The sequence below is a fragment of the Streptomyces sp. NPDC101152 genome, from assembly GCF_044768275.1.
GTDB lineage: Bacteria > Actinomycetota > Actinomycetes > Streptomycetales > Streptomycetaceae > Streptomyces.
This window is the reverse complement of the sequence record NZ_JBIWPO010000018.1, coordinates 34,915-49,879: the sequence shown is the minus strand read 5'-3', so window position 1 is coordinate 49,879 and position 14,965 is coordinate 34,915. Positions and strand designations below refer to the sequence as shown.

The 14,965-nt window shown below is 71.6% G+C and carries 13 protein-coding genes and 1 pseudogene; 3 read left to right on the top strand and 11 right to left on the bottom strand.

Annotation, left to right across the window (positions count from 1 at the left end):
* Window positions 1-44: 44 nt before the first annotated feature.
* The 3 genes from ACIRVK_RS23455 to bldG form a co-directional block, all read right to left on the bottom strand.
* On the bottom strand, window positions 45-2,453 hold the full coding sequence (locus ACIRVK_RS23455; RefSeq protein ID WP_404250026.1) for a sodium-translocating pyrophosphatase: 2,409 nt from the start codon (window positions 2,451-2,453) through the stop codon (window positions 45-47).
* Between the two features lie 295 nt (window positions 2,454-2,748).
* A complete protein-coding gene (locus tag ACIRVK_RS23450; protein ID WP_404250024.1) occupies window positions 2,749-3,180 on the bottom strand; it encodes an ATP-binding protein in 432 nt (143 codons plus the stop codon).
* A gap of 117 nt (window positions 3,181-3,297) precedes the next feature.
* Window positions 3,298-3,639 carry an anti-sigma factor antagonist BldG gene (gene bldG / locus ACIRVK_RS23445; RefSeq protein WP_003975386.1) on the bottom strand — a complete coding sequence of 114 codons (342 nt, stop codon included), beginning with the start codon at window positions 3,637-3,639 and terminating at the stop codon, window positions 3,298-3,300.
* 161 nt (window positions 3,640-3,800) lie between these two features.
* Here bldG and ACIRVK_RS23440 point away from each other — a divergent pair, with 161 nt between their 5' ends.
* Entirely contained in the window at window positions 3,801-6,272 is a 2,472-nt protein-coding gene (locus ACIRVK_RS23440; RefSeq protein WP_404250022.1) for a DEAD/DEAH box helicase, read from the top strand.
* Window positions 6,273-6,312: 40 nt separating this feature from the next.
* Here ACIRVK_RS23440 and ACIRVK_RS23435 read toward each other — a convergent pair.
* The 7 genes and pseudogenes from ACIRVK_RS23435 to ssd all read right to left on the bottom strand — a co-directional run.
* Window positions 6,313-6,513 (bottom strand): annotated as a pseudogene (locus tag ACIRVK_RS23435) (Rv3654c family TadE-like protein); the annotation flags it as partial.
* A 110-nt stretch (window positions 6,514-6,623) separates the two neighbouring features.
* Window positions 6,624-6,995 (bottom strand): TadE family type IV pilus minor pilin, encoded by a 372-nt coding sequence (locus ACIRVK_RS23430; RefSeq protein WP_404250020.1) that lies wholly within the window; start codon window positions 6,993-6,995, stop codon window positions 6,624-6,626.
* The gene (locus ACIRVK_RS23425) at window positions 6,982-7,191 is read right to left on the bottom strand and encodes a DUF4244 domain-containing protein (protein ID WP_404250018.1); all 210 of its coding nucleotides are present in this window, start codon (window positions 7,189-7,191) and stop codon (window positions 6,982-6,984) included. Before ACIRVK_RS23425 ends, ACIRVK_RS23430 begins: the two co-directional genes overlap by 14 nt.
* 90 nt (window positions 7,192-7,281) lie before the next feature.
* On the bottom strand, window positions 7,282-8,070 hold the full coding sequence (locus tag ACIRVK_RS23420) for a type II secretion system F family protein (protein WP_404250016.1): 789 nt from the start codon (window positions 8,068-8,070) through the stop codon (window positions 7,282-7,284).
* Window positions 8,071-8,125: 55 nt separating this feature from the next.
* Window positions 8,126-8,986 carry a type II secretion system F family protein gene (locus ACIRVK_RS23415; RefSeq protein ID WP_404250014.1) on the bottom strand — a complete coding sequence of 287 codons (861 nt, stop codon included), beginning with the start codon at window positions 8,984-8,986 and terminating at the stop codon, window positions 8,126-8,128.
* Window positions 8,979-10,199 (bottom strand): TadA family conjugal transfer-associated ATPase, encoded by a 1,221-nt coding sequence (locus ACIRVK_RS23410; RefSeq protein ID WP_404250012.1) that lies wholly within the window; start codon window positions 10,197-10,199, stop codon window positions 8,979-8,981. The genes ACIRVK_RS23415 and ACIRVK_RS23410 overlap by 8 nt, the downstream gene beginning before the upstream one ends.
* Window positions 10,196-11,308, bottom strand: a complete 1,113-nt coding sequence (gene ssd, locus ACIRVK_RS23405) for a septum site-determining protein Ssd (protein ID WP_404250010.1) — start codon at window positions 11,306-11,308, stop codon at window positions 10,196-10,198. Before ssd ends, ACIRVK_RS23410 begins: the two co-directional genes overlap by 4 nt.
* Window positions 11,309-11,881: 573 nt before the next feature.
* Here ssd and ACIRVK_RS23400 point away from each other — a divergent pair.
* On the top strand, window positions 11,882-12,715 hold the full coding sequence (locus tag ACIRVK_RS23400; RefSeq protein ID WP_404250008.1) for an HAD family hydrolase: 834 nt from the start codon (window positions 11,882-11,884) through the stop codon (window positions 12,713-12,715).
* Between the two features lie 334 nt (window positions 12,716-13,049).
* Here the strand turns inward: ACIRVK_RS23400 and ACIRVK_RS23395 are convergent, their stop codons facing one another.
* Window positions 13,050-13,874, bottom strand: coding sequence for an oxidoreductase (locus ACIRVK_RS23395; protein ID WP_404250006.1), 825 nt, complete (start codon window positions 13,872-13,874; stop codon window positions 13,050-13,052).
* Window positions 13,875-13,975: 101 nt separating this feature from the next.
* On the opposite strand from ACIRVK_RS23395, the gene ACIRVK_RS23390 reads away from it, so the two are divergent.
* Complete coding sequence (locus tag ACIRVK_RS23390; RefSeq protein ID WP_404250004.1) at window positions 13,976-14,956, top strand: ATP-binding protein; 981 nt, start codon at window positions 13,976-13,978, stop codon at window positions 14,954-14,956.
* The last annotated feature ends 9 nt before the right edge of the window (window positions 14,957-14,965 follow it).

The following is a 14,965-nucleotide window of genomic DNA, read 5'->3' as shown; positions in this document are numbered from 1 at the left end:
CGCGCCTCCCGCCCGCCCCTTGGAGCCGAGCCAGGTCGGACCGCCTACGAAACCACCGCGGGATCCGTCGACTTGGCCACTGGCTCGGACTTGTCCTCCTCGTCGCCCACGGCGATCCCACGCCGCTTGGAGATGTAGACCGCCCCGACGATGACCAGCAGGGCGAGGATCGCGATCATGATCCGTACCCCGATGTTCTTGTCGTTGCCGTAGGAGAACTTGATCACCGCGGGTGCGATGAGCAGCGAGACCAGATTCATGACCTTCAGCAGCGGGTTGATCGCGGGACCCGCGGTGTCCTTGAAGGGGTCGCCGACCGTGTCGCCGATCACCGTCGCGGCGTGGGCCTCGCTGCCCTTGCCGCCGTGGTGGCCGTCCTCGACCAGCTTCTTCGCGTTGTCCCAGGCGCCGCCGGAGTTCGCGAGGAACACCGCCATCAGCGTGCCCGCGCCGATCGCGCCGGCGAGGTAGGAGCCGAGGGAGCCGACGCCGAGCGTGAAGCCGATGAAGATGGGCGCCATCACGGCGAGCAGACCCGGCGTGGCCAACTCCCGCAGGGCGTCCTTGGTGCAGATGTCGACGACCTTGCCGTACTCGGGCTTCTCCGTGAAGTCCATGATCCCGGGCTTCTCACGGAACTGCCGCCGCACCTCGTAGACCACCGAGCCCGCCGACCGCGAGACCGCGTTGATCGCCAGCCCCGAGAAGAGGAAGACGACCGCCGCGCCCGCGATGAGACCGACGAGGTTGTTGGGCTGCGAGATGTCCAGGGACAGGCTGAGCGGCGCGCCCTTGCCGGTCAGCTTCTCGCCGACGTCCGCCACGTTCGTGGTGATCGCGTCCCGGTACGACCCGAAGAGCGCCGAGGCCGCCAGGACGGCGGTGGCGATGGCGATGCCCTTGGTGATGGCCTTCGTCGTGTTGCCGACGGCGTCCAGGTTGGTGAGCACCTGGGCGCCGGCGCCCTCGACGTCGCCGGACATCTCGGCGATGCCCTGCGCGTTGTCGGAGACCGGGCCGAAGGTGTCCATGGCGACGATCACGCCGACCGTGGTGAGCAGGCCGGTGCCGGCCAGCGCCACCGCGAACAGCGCGAGCATGATCGACGTACCGCCGAGCAGGAAGGCCCCGTAGACGCTGAGGCCGATCAGCAGGGCGGTGTAGACGGCCGACTCCAGGCCCACGGAGATCCCGGCGAGGACGACGGTGGCAGGGCCGGTCAGCGAGGTCTTTCCGATGTCCATCACGGGGCGGCGGTTGGTCTCGGTGAAGTAGCCGGTCAGCTGCTGGATGACGGCCGCCAGCAGGATGCCGATCGCCACCGCGACGAGCGCGAGGATGCGCGGGTCGCCGTTCTTGGCCTGGATCGCCGCGTCACCGATGCCGTGCAGGTCGCTGTACCTGGCCGGGAGGTAGATGTAGACGGCCGCGGCGACCAGACCGAGCGAGATCACCGCGGAGATGAAGAAGCCCCGGTTGATCGCGGACATGCCGCTGCGGTCGGCCCGGCGGGGGGCGACCGCGAAGATGCCGATCATGGCGGTGATCACGCCGATCGCGGGCACGATCAGCGGGAAGGCGAGCCCGGAGTCGCCGAAGGCCACCTTGCCGAGGATCAGCGCGGCGACCAGGGTCACGGCGTACGACTCGAAGAGGTCGGCCGCCATGCCCGCGCAGTCGCCGACGTTGTCGCCCACGTTGTCGGCGATGGTCGCGGCATTGCGCGGGTCGTCCTCCGGAATGCCCTGTTCGACCTTGCCGACCAGGTCGGCGCCGACGTCGGCGGCCTTGGTGAAGATGCCGCCGCCGACACGCATGAACATGGCGATCAGGGCGGCCCCGAGGCCGAAGCCCTCGAGCACCTTCGGCGCGTCGGCCGCGTACACCAGAACCACGCAGGAGGCGCCGAGCAGACCGAGCCCCACGGTGAACATGCCGACGACGCCGCCCGTGCGGAAAGCGATTTTCATGGCTTTGTGCGAGACGGTGGTGAGATCCTTTTCCGGCTCACCCTCCGCCGGAGTCGCTTCCCGGGCAGCAGCCGCAACACGCACATTGCTGCGTACCGCCAGCCACATGCCGATATAACCGGTGGCCGCGGAGAACGCGGCGCCGATCAAGAAGAACACCGATCGGCCTGCGCGCTGATTCCAGTTGTCCGCGGGCAGCAGCAGGAGCAGGAAGAACACGACGACGGCGAATACGCCGAGCGTGCGCAGCTGGCGCCCGAGATAGGCCTTGGCGCCTTCCTGGACCGCTTCCGCGATCTTCTTCATGCTCTCGGTGCCCTCGCCCGCGGCCAGCACCTGGCGCACCAGGATGCCCGCGACGACGAGCGCGGCCAGCGCGACGATCCCGATGACCATCACGATGATCCGGTTGTCGTGCGTCAGCACCGCGGCTGCGAGGGCTGTGGGGTGGTCCAACTGATGAGGGGTAGAAAGCCCCGCCATTCGTCCTCCTTGACGCTTGGGCTGAGCTCAAGATGTGGACGGATTCTAGGTACCCCGACCTGATCAAAACAGAGCACGGGAAACGGAATTAACCTTCTCGTGCTCTTCAGCAAATGATCGACGCCACGCCACGGAACCCGAAAGAGGTAACGCCTCAAAGGCATTGACGCCCGTTTTGACACTTGATCGAATTATGAAAACATTGATCGTGAATTCATTCACGAATTCCGAAGGTGATCGGAAAAGCGGAAAGGGCCCTGCTCAGCAGGGCCCTTCAGGTCTCGCGAGGACGAGGTCAGGGGAGCATCGCGGCCGGCGGAGTGGTCGGCCAGGTCATCCGGATCGACCCGCCGTTCTCCCCTGCTGTCACCTCGACGTCGTCAACGAGGCCGCTGATGACCGCGAGGCCCATCTCGTCCTCCTCGGTCTCCACGTCGTCGCCCGCGGCCCCGGGTGCCCGGTCGCCGGGCGCCGAGCGCGGGGCCTCGTCTCCGACCTCGATGGAGAACTGCTTCTCCTCCTCGATCAGCTTCACCTGTACCGGCGTGGTGATGCCGGCGTTGTGGTGCAGTCCGACAGCCCGGGAGCAGGCCTCGCCGACGGCGAGTCTGACCTCGTCGAGGACGGCCTCGTCCACTCCGGCCCTGCGCGCCACCGCTGCCGCCACCAGTCGGGCGGTCCTGACGTGCTCGGGCAGCGCGCTGAAGCGGAGCTCAACGGTGGCCATGCATCCCCCTCGCGACTACGGGCGTGCTGTGGGGGGACCGGGCCGCCGAAAGCCCGGACCCCCTGATGGAACTTCTTCCGCCTGGGGAGCGGACCCTTCCCGCTCCAGGGGTGGCGGTCAGTCGGTCGCCGCCACAGCTTCCTCGACCGAGGTGTGGATCGGGAACACCTTGGTGAGGCCGGTGATGCGGAAGATCTTCAGAATGCGCTCCTGGTTGCAGACCAGGCGCAACGAGCCCTCATGGGCACGCACCCGCTTCAGGCCGCCGACCAGCACGCCGAGCCCGGTGGAGTCGAGGAAGTCGACACCCTCCATGTCTACGACGAGGTGGAAACTCCCGTCGTTCACCAGCTCGACCAACTGCTCGCGCAGCTTGGGCGCGGTATATACGTCGATTTCGCCACCGACCTCGACGACCGTACGATCGCCGACGGTACGGGTCGACAGGGACAGGTCCACGGATCCTCCAGCACCTTGCTACTCGAGCGGTCGCCCCTCGGGACACCTCGGCAGAGCCCCCGGAACGGTTCGCCAGCCGCGATGGCATTCAATCACTTACGGCAGGCGTGCACGACGCCTTGGTCCCATTGTCCGTCACGCCAGTGACACACTCGGTGCCGATGGCCAAGAATCACCGATCCGATCGATCCCCGACGGAACCCGTCTCCCGGCTCTCGCCGGGCGCGGTCCTGGACCGGCTCGCCTCCGGGCCGAGCCGGGCTTCGCGCATCACTCATACGGAGCACTTGCCCCCGCGCGAGGGTCGGCATGCCGTCTGGCCTGACCGGATTCGCCCGGAGGTCGTCGCCGCGGTGCAGGCGTGCGGCATCGAGCACCCCTGGGCCCACCAGGCCCTCGCCGCCGAGCACGCCCTGGACGGCGACTCGGTGGTCGTCGCCACGGGCACGGCGTCCGGCAAGTCCCTGGCGTACCTGGTACCGGTCCTCTCGACCCTGCTGGACGGCTCCGAGGCCCCGAACGGGCGCGGGGCCACCACCCTCTACCTGGCCCCCACCAAGGCGCTCGCGGCCGACCAGTGCCGATCCGTGAAGGAACTTTCACAACCTCTGGGAAACGCGGTGCGCCCCGCGGTCTACGACGGCGACACGCCGTTCGAGGAACGCGAGTGGATCCGCCAGTACGCCAACTACGTCCTGACCAATCCGGACATGCTGCACCGCGGGATACTCCCCTCCCACCCCCGCTGGTCCTCCTTCCTGAAGTCGCTGAAGTACGTCGTCATCGACGAGTGCCACACCTACCGGGGCGTCTTCGGCTCCCATGTCGCCCAGGTACTGCGGCGTCTGCGCCGCCTCTGCGCCCGCTACGGCGCCTGTCCGGTCTTCCTCCTCGCCTCAGCCACCGCCGCCGAGCCCGCCGTCGCAGCCCGCCGCCTGACCGGCCTGCCGGTGGTCGAGATCGCCGACGACGCCTCCCCGCGCGGCGAACTGCTGTTCGCCCTCTGGGAGCCCCCGCTCACCGAACTGCAGGGCGAGAAGGGCGCCCCGGTCCGCCGTACCGCCACCGCCGAGACGGCCGACCTGCTCACCGACCTCGCCGTGCAGGGCGTGCGCTCGGTCGCCTTCGTACGCTCCCGGCGCGGCGCCGAGCTGATCTCGGTGATCGCCCAGGAACGCCTCGCCGAGGTCGACCGTTCCCTCGCCCGGCGTGTCGCGGCGTACCGCGGCGGCTACCTCCCGGAGGAGCGCCGCGCCCTGGAGCAGGCCCTCCACTCGGGAGAGCTGCTGGGCCTCGCCGCGACGACCGCCCTCGAACTCGGCATCGACGTCTCCGGCCTGGACGCCGTGGTGATCGCCGGCTACCCGGGCACGCGCGCCTCCCTGTGGCAGCAGGCGGGCCGAGCCGGGCGCGCCGGGCAGGGCGCGCTGGCCGTCCTGGTCGCCCGCGACGACCCGCTGGACACCTTCCTCGTCCACCACCCCGAGGCCCTCTTCGACCAGCCGGTGGAGTCCACCGTCCTCGACCCGGACAACCCGTACGTCCTCGCCCCGCACCTGTGCGCTGCGGCGGCGGAACTCCCCCTGACCGACGAGGACATGGACCTCTTCGGTCCCGAGACGGAGAGCCTGCTGGCCCAGCTGGAGGCCGCGAAGCTCCTGCGCCGCCGGACGAAGGCCTGGCACTGGACCCGCCGGGAACGGGCCGCCGACCTCACCGACATCCGAGGCGAGGGCGGACGTCCGGTCCAGATCGTCGAGTCGGGCACGGGCCGCCTGCTGGGCACCGTGGACGCGGGCGCGGCCCACACGACGGTGCACGAGGGCGCGGTCCACCTCCACCAGGGCCGCACCTACCTGGTCCGCTCCCTGGACCTGGAGGACTCGGTGGCCCTGGTCTCGGAGGCGAACCCGCCCTACTCCACGGTCGCCCGGGACACGACGTCCATCTCCGTCCTGGAGACCGACACCGAGATCCCCTGGGGCGACGGCCGCCTGTGCTACGGCTCCGTCGAGGTCACCAACCAGGTCGTCTCCTTCCTGCGTCGTCGGCTCATCACCGGTGAAGTGCTCGGCGAGACGAAGCTCGACCTCCCTCCTCGTACCCTGCGCACGCGCGCGGTGTGGTGGACGGTCACCGAGGACCAGTTGGACGAGGCCCGCGTCTGCCCCGAGATCCTCGGCGGCGCCCTGCACGCCGCCGAGCACGCGTCGATCGGCATGCTGCCCCTCTTCGCGACCTGCGACCGCTGGGACATCGGCGGCGTGTCGATCCCCCTGCACCCCGACACGCTGCTCCCCACCGTCTTCGTGTACGACGGCCATCCCGGCGGCGCGGGCTTCGCCGAGCGCGCCTTTCACACCGCCCGTGACTGGCTCGCCGCCACCCGCGAGGCCATCGCCTCCTGCGAGTGCGAGGCCGGCTGCCCCTCCTGCATCCAGTCACCCAAGTGCGGCAACGGCAACGACCCACTGCACAAGCGGGGGGCGGTGCGCCTCCTCACGGTGCTGTTGCGGGGCGCGCCGGAGGAGAAGCCCGGCGACGGGGAGGCGGCGGGGGCTGTGGCGGACCCAGCGGGGTCGATGCGGGAGCCGACGCCGGATCCGGCTCGGCGGGGCCCGCGCGTGCCCTGACCTGCGCCGCGAACGGTCCCGCGCCGGCCGCCGCCGTCACGTCGGAGATCTCGCCCACGACCACGCACCGCACCAGCCGCGTGCCCTGCGCGCTGGCCACCCGGTCCGCGCGGGCACAGGCCGCCGTACCTCCGTCCGCCCAGTGGTCCGCCGCCGCCAGCGCCGCCAGATCCGCGGCCCCGGCCGCACGGTGGCGGACCACGACGGCCTGCCCCAGGGCGAGCACGACGCCGAAGACCACGCAGAGCACGGCGATGGCACCGACGCTCCACACGGTGGCGGAGCCGCGGTCGGGGGCGCGGACCGAAGCGACGGCGGCGTGAGCTCGGCACCGCCCGGTGAAGGAACCCGTCACGGCTCCCTCACCCCTACCGTGTCCTCCGCCGACGCCACGGCCTCCTCGCGTACCTCGAAGGGCAACCCGTGCAGCGCCGGCGGTTTCGCCACGACCACCACATGGACCTGGCCCCCTTCCCGGCGGACCGTCACGCGCGCACCGCGCGGCGCGGCCTCGCGGGCCACCTCCACGACCGAGTCCGCCGGGTCCTGGCGGGCCGCCGCCCGCGCCCCCGTACGCGCCGCGTCCACGCACTCGATCTGGGCGGCCACCACCAGCAGCCCCCACACCAGTGCCATCGTGAACATGACGAGCACGGGCAGCACCACGGCCGACTCCGCCGTCACGAACCCCCGGTCCGCGCCCCGGCGTTCACATCTTTGCATCGAGCGCCCGCTTCACGATGCCCTGCAACTCCGCGCTGACGGCCCCGCTCGTCACCACCTTGTAGAGGACCACCGCGAACGCCACCGCCGCCACGATGCCCATCGCGTACTCGGAGGTCACCATTCCCGAGTCCCTGCGCCCCTGACGCATCCCGCACACCAGAGCACACAGCCGTGCCGTAACCGCCTTGTACATCTCAACCCCCGTAAGGTTCAGTTCCGTTGATCTTCTGTCGTTGACTTGTCGTTGCAACGCTGCTCACCTCGCTGCTCCCGGTCGTCGCCGTCATCCACCACCCCCTCCCAGCACCCCGCCGGCGAGCCCGATGACCACGGGCAGTACGCCGACCGCGATGAACGCGGGCAGGAAGCACAGGCCCACCGGCACGGTGACCATGACCGCCGCCCGCCGCGCCCGTGCCGTCGCGGCACGCCCCCAGTCGGCGCGGGCCTCGGTGGCGAGGCGGGCGACCGGTGCGGCGGCCGGAAGCCCGGACACACCGGCCCGTTCCAGCAGCCGCGCCAGAGACCCCGCTCCCGGCAGCGCGGCAAGCCTCCGCCAGGCCTCGGCCGGTTCCCCGCCGAGCCGTACCTCGGCGGCGCCCCGGGCCAGGGCGTCCCCGACCGGGCCGGCCAGGGCCTCGCCCACCGCCTGCGCGGCGACCACCGGTCCGGCGCCGGCCGCGATGCAGGCGGCCAACAGGTCGGCGGCGAGCGGGAGTTGCCCGGCGGCCTTGGCCGCGTCGACCACCTCCGCGGCGACCGCCGTCACCTGCCTACGGCGCCAGCGCCACAGACCCGCCCCGAGCACCAGCCCCACCACGAACCCGGTGACCCCACCGACCAGCACCCAGCCGGCGCACACCACTCCCGCCACCGGCGCCCACCGGCGCGCGGCCTCGCCAAGCGGGAACCCCGGCCCCTCGGCCGTCCCTTCCGCGGACGTCACCAGTCCGGCCACCCGTCGCCGCACCCTCCGCTCCCGCCGTACCCCCTCCAGCCACCGCAGCAGCCACCCGAGGACGAGCACGGTCCCCACGGCCACCCCCAGCCTGTGGACAACCTCCGTGTTCACACCGACCCCTCTCCACCACACGTCCGGTTCCTCCCGCCTCACCTCCCGCCCGCTCTCACCCCGCCTCCGCCCGCCGCACGATCCCCATCGCCCACCACATCCCGAGCCCTTCGAGCAGGCCGCCGATCAGCAGGCACCCCAGTCCCGCGCCGCTGTGCAGGAGGACGTGCAACGGATCGGCCCCGAGGGCGCTCCCGAGGAGGAGTCCCAGCACCGGCAGTCCCGCGAGCATCAGCGCGGTCGACCGCGCCCCCGCCAACTGGGCGCGGAGGTCGGCACGTTGATCCCGCTCCGCGCGCAACGCCGCTTCGAGCCGGTCGAGTCCGGCCGCGAGGCCTGCGCCCTGGTCCACGGCCACCCGCCAGCACGCGGCGAGACCGAGCAGCCCCTCGGCGCCGGGCTGCCGGGCCGCGCCCGACAGCCCGCCGGGCACATCGCCGCCGAACCGCGCCGCCGCCAGTACCGCCGCCTGCGCGTCCCCGAGCCCGCCGGAGTCATGCGCGGCACGCAGCAGCGCCTCTCCCGGCTGCCGACCGGACCGCACCTCCCCGGCGAACGCCCCGCACAAGGCGATCACCGCGTCTCCGCGACGCTCCCGTGCCCGTCGGGCCTCCCCCGCCCTGCGCGCCCGCCGTGCGAGCGGCACCCCGGCCGCCCCCGCGAGGACCGGCAGCACCGACACACCCAGCAGTGCCAGCACCAACCCGGCGACCAGCACCCACCACTCGGCCCCGAGCCGCCCGCGCAGCCGCCTCAACTGTCCGGACATCTCCCGCCAGGACGGCGGACCGGTGGCCACCACCCCGCCACCGGCGAGCAACAACTGCGCCCGCCGTGCCCCGGAGTGCCACCCGCCCATCTCCAGCGCCGCCGCGCCCACACACAGCACGGCCGCCCCCGTCGCGATCTCACCCATCCCCGTCACCAGGCCCTCCGCTCATGTTCGCGTCCTCCCTGCCTGCGGCGCCCCCGCTGCGGGCACCGCCGCACAGCAACTCCCTGAGCCGCCCCCATCCCCGCTCGGCGACGAAGGCCTCCGCGCCCCACCGCAGCGCGGGCACCGTCCGCACCAGCCCCGACGGGTCGCGTTCCAGTACGTGCACCTCGGCGATGCGGCGCCGTCCCGTCCGGTCGCGTGCGAGGTGCAGCACCACCGACAGCGCCGCCGCCAACTGGCTGTGCAGCGCGGCCCGGTCGAGCCCGGCCGCCGTGCCGAGCGCCTCCAGCCGGGCGGGCACATCGGCGGCGGCGTTCGCGTGGACCGTGCCGCAACCGCCTTCGTGGCCGGTGTTCAAGGCGGCGAGAAGGTGCATTACCTCGGGACCTCGCACCTCGCCGACGACCAGCCGGTCCGGCCGCATCCGCAGGGCCTGCCGCACCAGGTCCTGGAGCGTGACGAGTCCCGCGCCCTCCTGGTTGGCCGGTCTGGTCTCCAGCCGCACGACGTGCGGATGGTCCGGCCTGAGCTCCGCGGAGTCCTCGGCGAGCACGATCCGCTCACCTGCTCCGACGAGTCCGAGCAGCGCGCTCAGCAGTGTCGTCTTGCCGCTGCCGGTGCCACCGCTGACGAGGAAGGACAGCCGCGCCTGGACGAGCGCCCGCAGCACCCGGTCCCCGCCCGGCGGCACCGTGCCGGCCGCGACCAGTTCGTCGAGCGTGAACGCCCGGGGGCGTACCACGCGCAGCGACAGGCAGGTGCAGCCGACGGCGACCGGGGGCAGGACGGCATGCAGCCTGGTGCCGTCCGGCAGCCGGGCATCGGCCCAGGGCCGGGCGTCGTCGAGCCGGCGTCCGGCCACCGAGGCCAGGCGCTGCGCGAGGCGTCGCACGGCTACGGCGTCCGGGAAGCGGACGTCGGTCAGCTCCAGTCCGCCGCCCCGGTCCACCCACACCCCGTCCGGGGCCGACACCAGCACATCGGTCACCGACGGATCGGCGAGCAGCGGCTCCAGGGGACCGCTGCCGACCAGCTCGGACCTCAACTGCTCGGCGGCACCGAGGACTTCGGCGTCACCCAGCACCCGGCCCTGCTCCCGCAGGGCTTGCGCCACCCGGGCGGGCGTGGGTTCGGCGCCGCTCTCGACCAGCCACTGCCGCACCCCGTCGAGGAGCCCCGAAGGCGTACTCATGCCGCCCTCGCTTCCGTCAGCGCCCGCTCCCAGAACTCCTTGCAGAAGCGCGCCAGGGGCCCGCGCCGGGTGGCGCCCGGCGGTGTCCTGCCCTCCCCGGGGCGCACCAGCCCGGCTTCCACCGGCACCTCCCCGACCAGGGGCAGGCCGAGCAGCCGGGCCACCTCGCGGTCGTCGAGGCCGGGTGCGTACGGGCCGCGTACCGCCACCCGCAGGTCGCGCAGGACCATGCCGGCGGCGGAGGCGACCCGGCCGGCCGCCGCGACGGCGCGCAGTTCGCCGGGGACCACGAGGATGCCGAGGTCGAGCTGGGCGAGGGCCTCGGCGACCCCGTCGTCCACCCGGCGGGGCAGGTCGACGACGACCGTGCCGCCGCGCCGTCTGGCCGCGGCGAGCACCGCCCGCACGGCCTGGGCCGGGACGGCGACGCAGTCCCCGCGGTCCCAGCTCAGCACTCGTAGCGAGTGCAGCTGGGGCAGAGACTCCTCCAGGGCGCCGCCGCCGACCCGCCCGCGGGAGGCGGCGAAGGCGGGCCAGCGCAGCCCCTCCGCGCTCTCGCCGCCGAGGAGTACGTCGAGTCCGCCGCCCAGCGGGTCGGCGTCCACCAGCAGAGTGCGCAGTCCCTCCCGCGCGGAGGTGACGGCGAGGGCGCACGCGAGCGTGGACGCCCCGGCCCCGCCGCGGCCGCCCATGACGCCGACGGTGAGGGCGGGCCGGCCCACGCCCTCGGCGACGTCGGCGATCCGGTCCACGAGCCACTGCTCGCCGTCGGGCAGCATCAGGACGTGGTCGGCGCCGATCTCGACGGCCCGGCGCCAGACCCCGGAGTCGTCCTGGTCGCGGCCGACCAGCACCACTCCTCGTCTGCGCGCGGCCCCGCGCACCCGGCGCGCCGCGTCGTCGCCGACGAGGACGAGCGGTGCGGCCTCCCAGCTGCCGGCGCGCTGCGGCACACTGTGGTGGACCTCCGGTGTCGCCCCGGCCGCGGCGCACAGCCGCAGCAGGTCGTCGAGCAGGTCGACGTCCTCCGTGACGATCAGTGGTCCGGCCTGCCGCCCCGAGGCGGCGGGCGGTGGATCGTGTGTGACGGCTCCGGTCACGGTCTCCATCCCCCTTCGCTGCATCTCCCGCGCGGCCTCCGCGGCCCCGCGATTCCCCACGTGTGGAGAACCGGCGACCGGCCTCCATATGAACGGCCGATACGAACCGGCCAACCCGCCCGACAAACCGGAACCCGTCATGAACCCGGCCCGGTCGCGGCGCGTTGGAATCACGGTGCAGCGATCCCGGAAATCGTGTGGATCTTGGTCGATAACTGTGGACAACTCGACGGTTGTGAATATCGCCGTCACCCGAACCGGTGACCCCTGCACGGGCCCCTGCGCGACTTCCACAGAGCAGCCTGATCGCTACACATCGTAACCAGTCATGAGCATGCAGAAGGGGCGGCCGCAGCCGCCCCAGAGCAGCCCTACGGCCGCACACAGAGAGGAAAAACCCATCCGGACATGCGACGACCCCCGCCGGGGGGGAGAGCGGGGGTCGTCTCCACGGCCGACTCGGGGGGGGGAGGAGCCGGACCGGGTTAGCACGGTCGCGAACGATCCGTGACTTCCATGGTGTACCCGAGAGCCCTCTCAGGCAAACCCACGCGCCAACCTTACGCCGAATGGGCTGCGCCTATGCTCTGGGGCGTGGAAAACCACTCCTTGCCCCGCACAGCGGCCTTCTTTGACCTGGACAAGACGGTCATTGCGAAGTCGAGCACGCTCACCTTCAGCAAGTCGTTCTACCAAGGCGGGCTGATCAACCGCAGGGCCGCCCTGCGGACCGCGTACGCCCAGTTCGTCTTCCTCGTCGGAGGCATGGACCACGACCAGATGGAGCGGACCCGGGAGTACCTCTCCCAGTTGGTGCGCGGCTGGAACGTCCAGCAGGTCAAGGAGATCGTCGCCGAGACCCTGCACGACCTCATCGACCCGATCATCTACGACGAGGCGGCCTCCCTCATCGAGGAGCACCACCACGCCGGCCGCGACGTCGTCATCGTCTCCACCTCGGGCGCCGAGGTGGTCGAGCCGATCGGCGAACTGCTGGGCGCCGACCGGGTGGTGGCGACCCGCATGGTCGTGGGGGAGGACGGCTGCTACACCGGCGAGGTGGAGTACTACGCGTACGGCCCCACCAAGGCCGAGGCGATCAAGGAGCTCGCCGCCTCCGAGGGATACGACCTCGAGCGTTGTTACGCCTACAGCGACTCGGCGACCGATCTGCCGATGCTGCAGGCCGTCGGAAACCCGCACGCCGTCAACCCGGACCGCGCACTGCGCCGCGAGGCACTCGCGCGCGAGTGGCCGATTCTGGACTTCCACCGCCCCGTCCGGCTCAAGCAGCGGATTCCCCGGTTCTCCGTACCGCCCCGCCCGGCCCTCGTCGCGGCCGCCGCTATAGGTGCCGCGGCCGCCACCGCGGGCCTGGTCTGGTACGCGAACCGGCGCAGGACGACATCTGCGTGATCCCGTCGTCCGTTTGCAACCTATTTGAGACTAAAAGTAAAGAAGCACGGGCAGGGGTTCCGCTTGCTTCGACCCTGGAGTACAAAGGGGTTAACGGCCCGCGAGACCAAGGCCATCCGAAAGGATCACCTTAAATAACGCATTTGGCCCCACGGACCGAGCATGAACACCGGGCACCCACGCGACGTCGACCCGTCGATTACGGGCCAGCCACACCAGGTGACGGGCAAAGTTCCCCACCTGATGGGCAACACATCGAGGACGCTTGGTAACCCGGTGAGCATGCCAGCGGCGGTACGAATTCTCGTACCGCCGCAACCCTTTGACCGGCCCGCTACGCCGCCCCGCGCTGCAGCGCCTCGCACACGGCCGTCGATTCGCGCGCGCCGAGTTCCACCGCCCGCCCACAGTGCGCGATCCAGGCGGCCATGCCCTCGGGCGTTCCGGAGACATACCCGCCCAGCGCCGCCAGGTAGGCCGCACGGCCCAGTTCGGCGTGGCCGACCTCCGCGGGGCAGACGGACTTGGGGTCGAGGCCGCTGCCGACGAGGACGATGCGTTCGGCGGTGCGCGCCACGAGGCCGTTGCGGGAGGTGAAGGGGCGCAGCGCGAGCAGTTCTCCGTGCACGACGGCGGCCGTCACCAGGGCGGGGGCGGAAGAGCCCGCGATGATCAGCTCCGCCAGACCCTCCAGCCGGCCGTGCACCTCGTCGGCGTTCGGCAGCGGCAGCTCGATCAGCGGTTCGTCGACCGGCTCGTCCGCCTGCCGCGGCCGTCCGACCTCGTCCCCGCCGGTTGCCGCGGCCACCAGGTGCAGCCGGGCCAGCACCCGCAGCGGCGACTGCCGCCAGATGGACAGCAGTTGACCGGCCTCGGCGGTGAGCCGGAGGGCCGCGCCCACCACGCGCGCGTCGTCGTCCGCACTGAAGTCGGTGCGTCGGCGCACCTCTTCGAGGGCCCAGTCGGCGCCGGACAGCGCGGCGGAACCGCGGGCGCCGCGCAGGGCAGCCTCGGAGGTGATCTCGTTGCTGCGGCGCCGCATGACCCGGTGCCCGTAGACCCGGTCCACGGCCTTGCGGACGGACTCCACGGACTCGGCCACACCGGGCAGCGAGCCCAGAGCCGCGAGCGGATCGGCGGTCGCGCCTGTCGTACTCATGAGTACGACAGTAGTCACCTCGCGCGCGTGCTCCACGAACGAGTGGTCTTCTTCACGCCCGTCTGCCACATACAGCTATCACCCGACTACGCTTCGTGAACATGAAAATTGCTTTCGTGGGGAAGGGCGGCAGCGGCAAGACGACCCTGTCCTCCCTGTTCGTCCGCCACCTCGTCGCCGCCGGCAAGCCGGTCGTCGCCATCGACGCGGACATCAACCAGCACCTCGGGCCTGCTCTCGGCCTTGACGAGACCGAGGCCGCCGCGCTGCCGGCGATGGGTGACCGGCTACCGCTGATCAAGGACTATCTGCGTGGCTCCAACCCGCGCATCAGCTCTGCCGAGACGATGATCAAAACCACCCCGCCCGGCGAGGGCTCCCGGCTGCTGCGGGTGTGCGAGGACAATCCGGTGTACGACGCCTGTGCCCGGCCGGTGGAACTCGACGGCGGCGCCGCCCGTTTGATGGTCACCGGCCCCTTCACCGAAGCCGACCTGGGGGTCGCCTGCTACCACTCCAAGACGGGGGCGGTGGAGCTGTGCCTGAACCACCTGGTGGACGGGCAGGGTGAGTACGTCGTGGTGGACATGACTGCGGGCTCCGACTCCTTCGCCTCCGGCATGTTCACCCGTTTCGACATCACGTTCCTCGTGGCCGAGCCGACCCGGAAGGGGGTCTCCGTCCATCGCCAGTACATGGAGTACGCCCGCGACTTCGGCGTCGTCCTGAAGGTCGTCGGCAACAAGGTGCAGGGGCAGGACGACTTCGACTTCCTCCGCGCCGAGATCGGGGACGACCTGCTGGTGACCTTCGGGCACTCGGACTGGGTGCGCGCCATGGAGAAGGGCCGGCCGCCGCGGTTCGAGCTCCTGGAGGACGTCAACCGCCGCGCCCTGCGCATCCTCCAGGTCGCCGCGGACGCCACGTACGAACTGCGCGACTGGGAGCGCTACACGCGCCAGATGGTGCACTTCCATCTGAAGAACGCCGCCGCCTGGGGCAACGCGCGCACCGGGGCCGACCTGGCGGCGCAGGTCGACCCCGGGTTCGTGCTCGGTGAGGGCGTCACCACCGCCGTATGACGACGACAA

Bases quoted from the DNA above. Each gene is read 5' to 3' on its own strand.
- ACIRVK_RS23455 (WP_404250026.1), bottom strand. From the start codon at position 2,453: ATGGCGGGGCTTTCTACCCCTCATCAGTTGGACCACCCCACAGCCCTC.
- ACIRVK_RS23450 (WP_404250024.1), bottom strand. From the start codon at position 3,180: ATGGCCACCGTTGAGCTCCGCTTCAGCGCGCTGCCCGAGCACGTCAGG.
- ACIRVK_RS23440 (WP_404250022.1), top strand. From the start codon at position 3,801: ATGGCCAAGAATCACCGATCCGATCGATCCCCGACGGAACCCGTCTCC.
- ACIRVK_RS23430 (WP_404250020.1), bottom strand. From the start codon at position 6,995: ATGCAAAGATGTGAACGCCGGGGCGCGGACCGGGGGTTCGTGACGGCG.
- ACIRVK_RS23425 (WP_404250018.1), bottom strand. From the start codon at position 7,191: ATGTACAAGGCGGTTACGGCACGGCTGTGTGCTCTGGTGTGCGGGATG.
- ACIRVK_RS23415 (WP_404250014.1), bottom strand. From the start codon at position 8,986: ATGGGTGAGATCGCGACGGGGGCGGCCGTGCTGTGTGTGGGCGCGGCG.
- ACIRVK_RS23410 (WP_404250012.1), bottom strand. From the start codon at position 10,199: ATGAGTACGCCTTCGGGGCTCCTCGACGGGGTGCGGCAGTGGCTGGTC.
- ssd (WP_404250010.1), bottom strand. From the start codon at position 11,308: ATGGAGACCGTGACCGGAGCCGTCACACACGATCCACCGCCCGCCGCC.
- ACIRVK_RS23400 (WP_404250008.1), top strand. From the start codon at position 11,882: ATGCTCTGGGGCGTGGAAAACCACTCCTTGCCCCGCACAGCGGCCTTC.
- ACIRVK_RS23395 (WP_404250006.1), bottom strand. From the start codon at position 13,874: ATGAGTACGACAGGCGCGACCGCCGATCCGCTCGCGGCTCTGGGCTCG.
- ACIRVK_RS23390 (WP_404250004.1), top strand. From the start codon at position 13,976: ATGAAAATTGCTTTCGTGGGGAAGGGCGGCAGCGGCAAGACGACCCTG.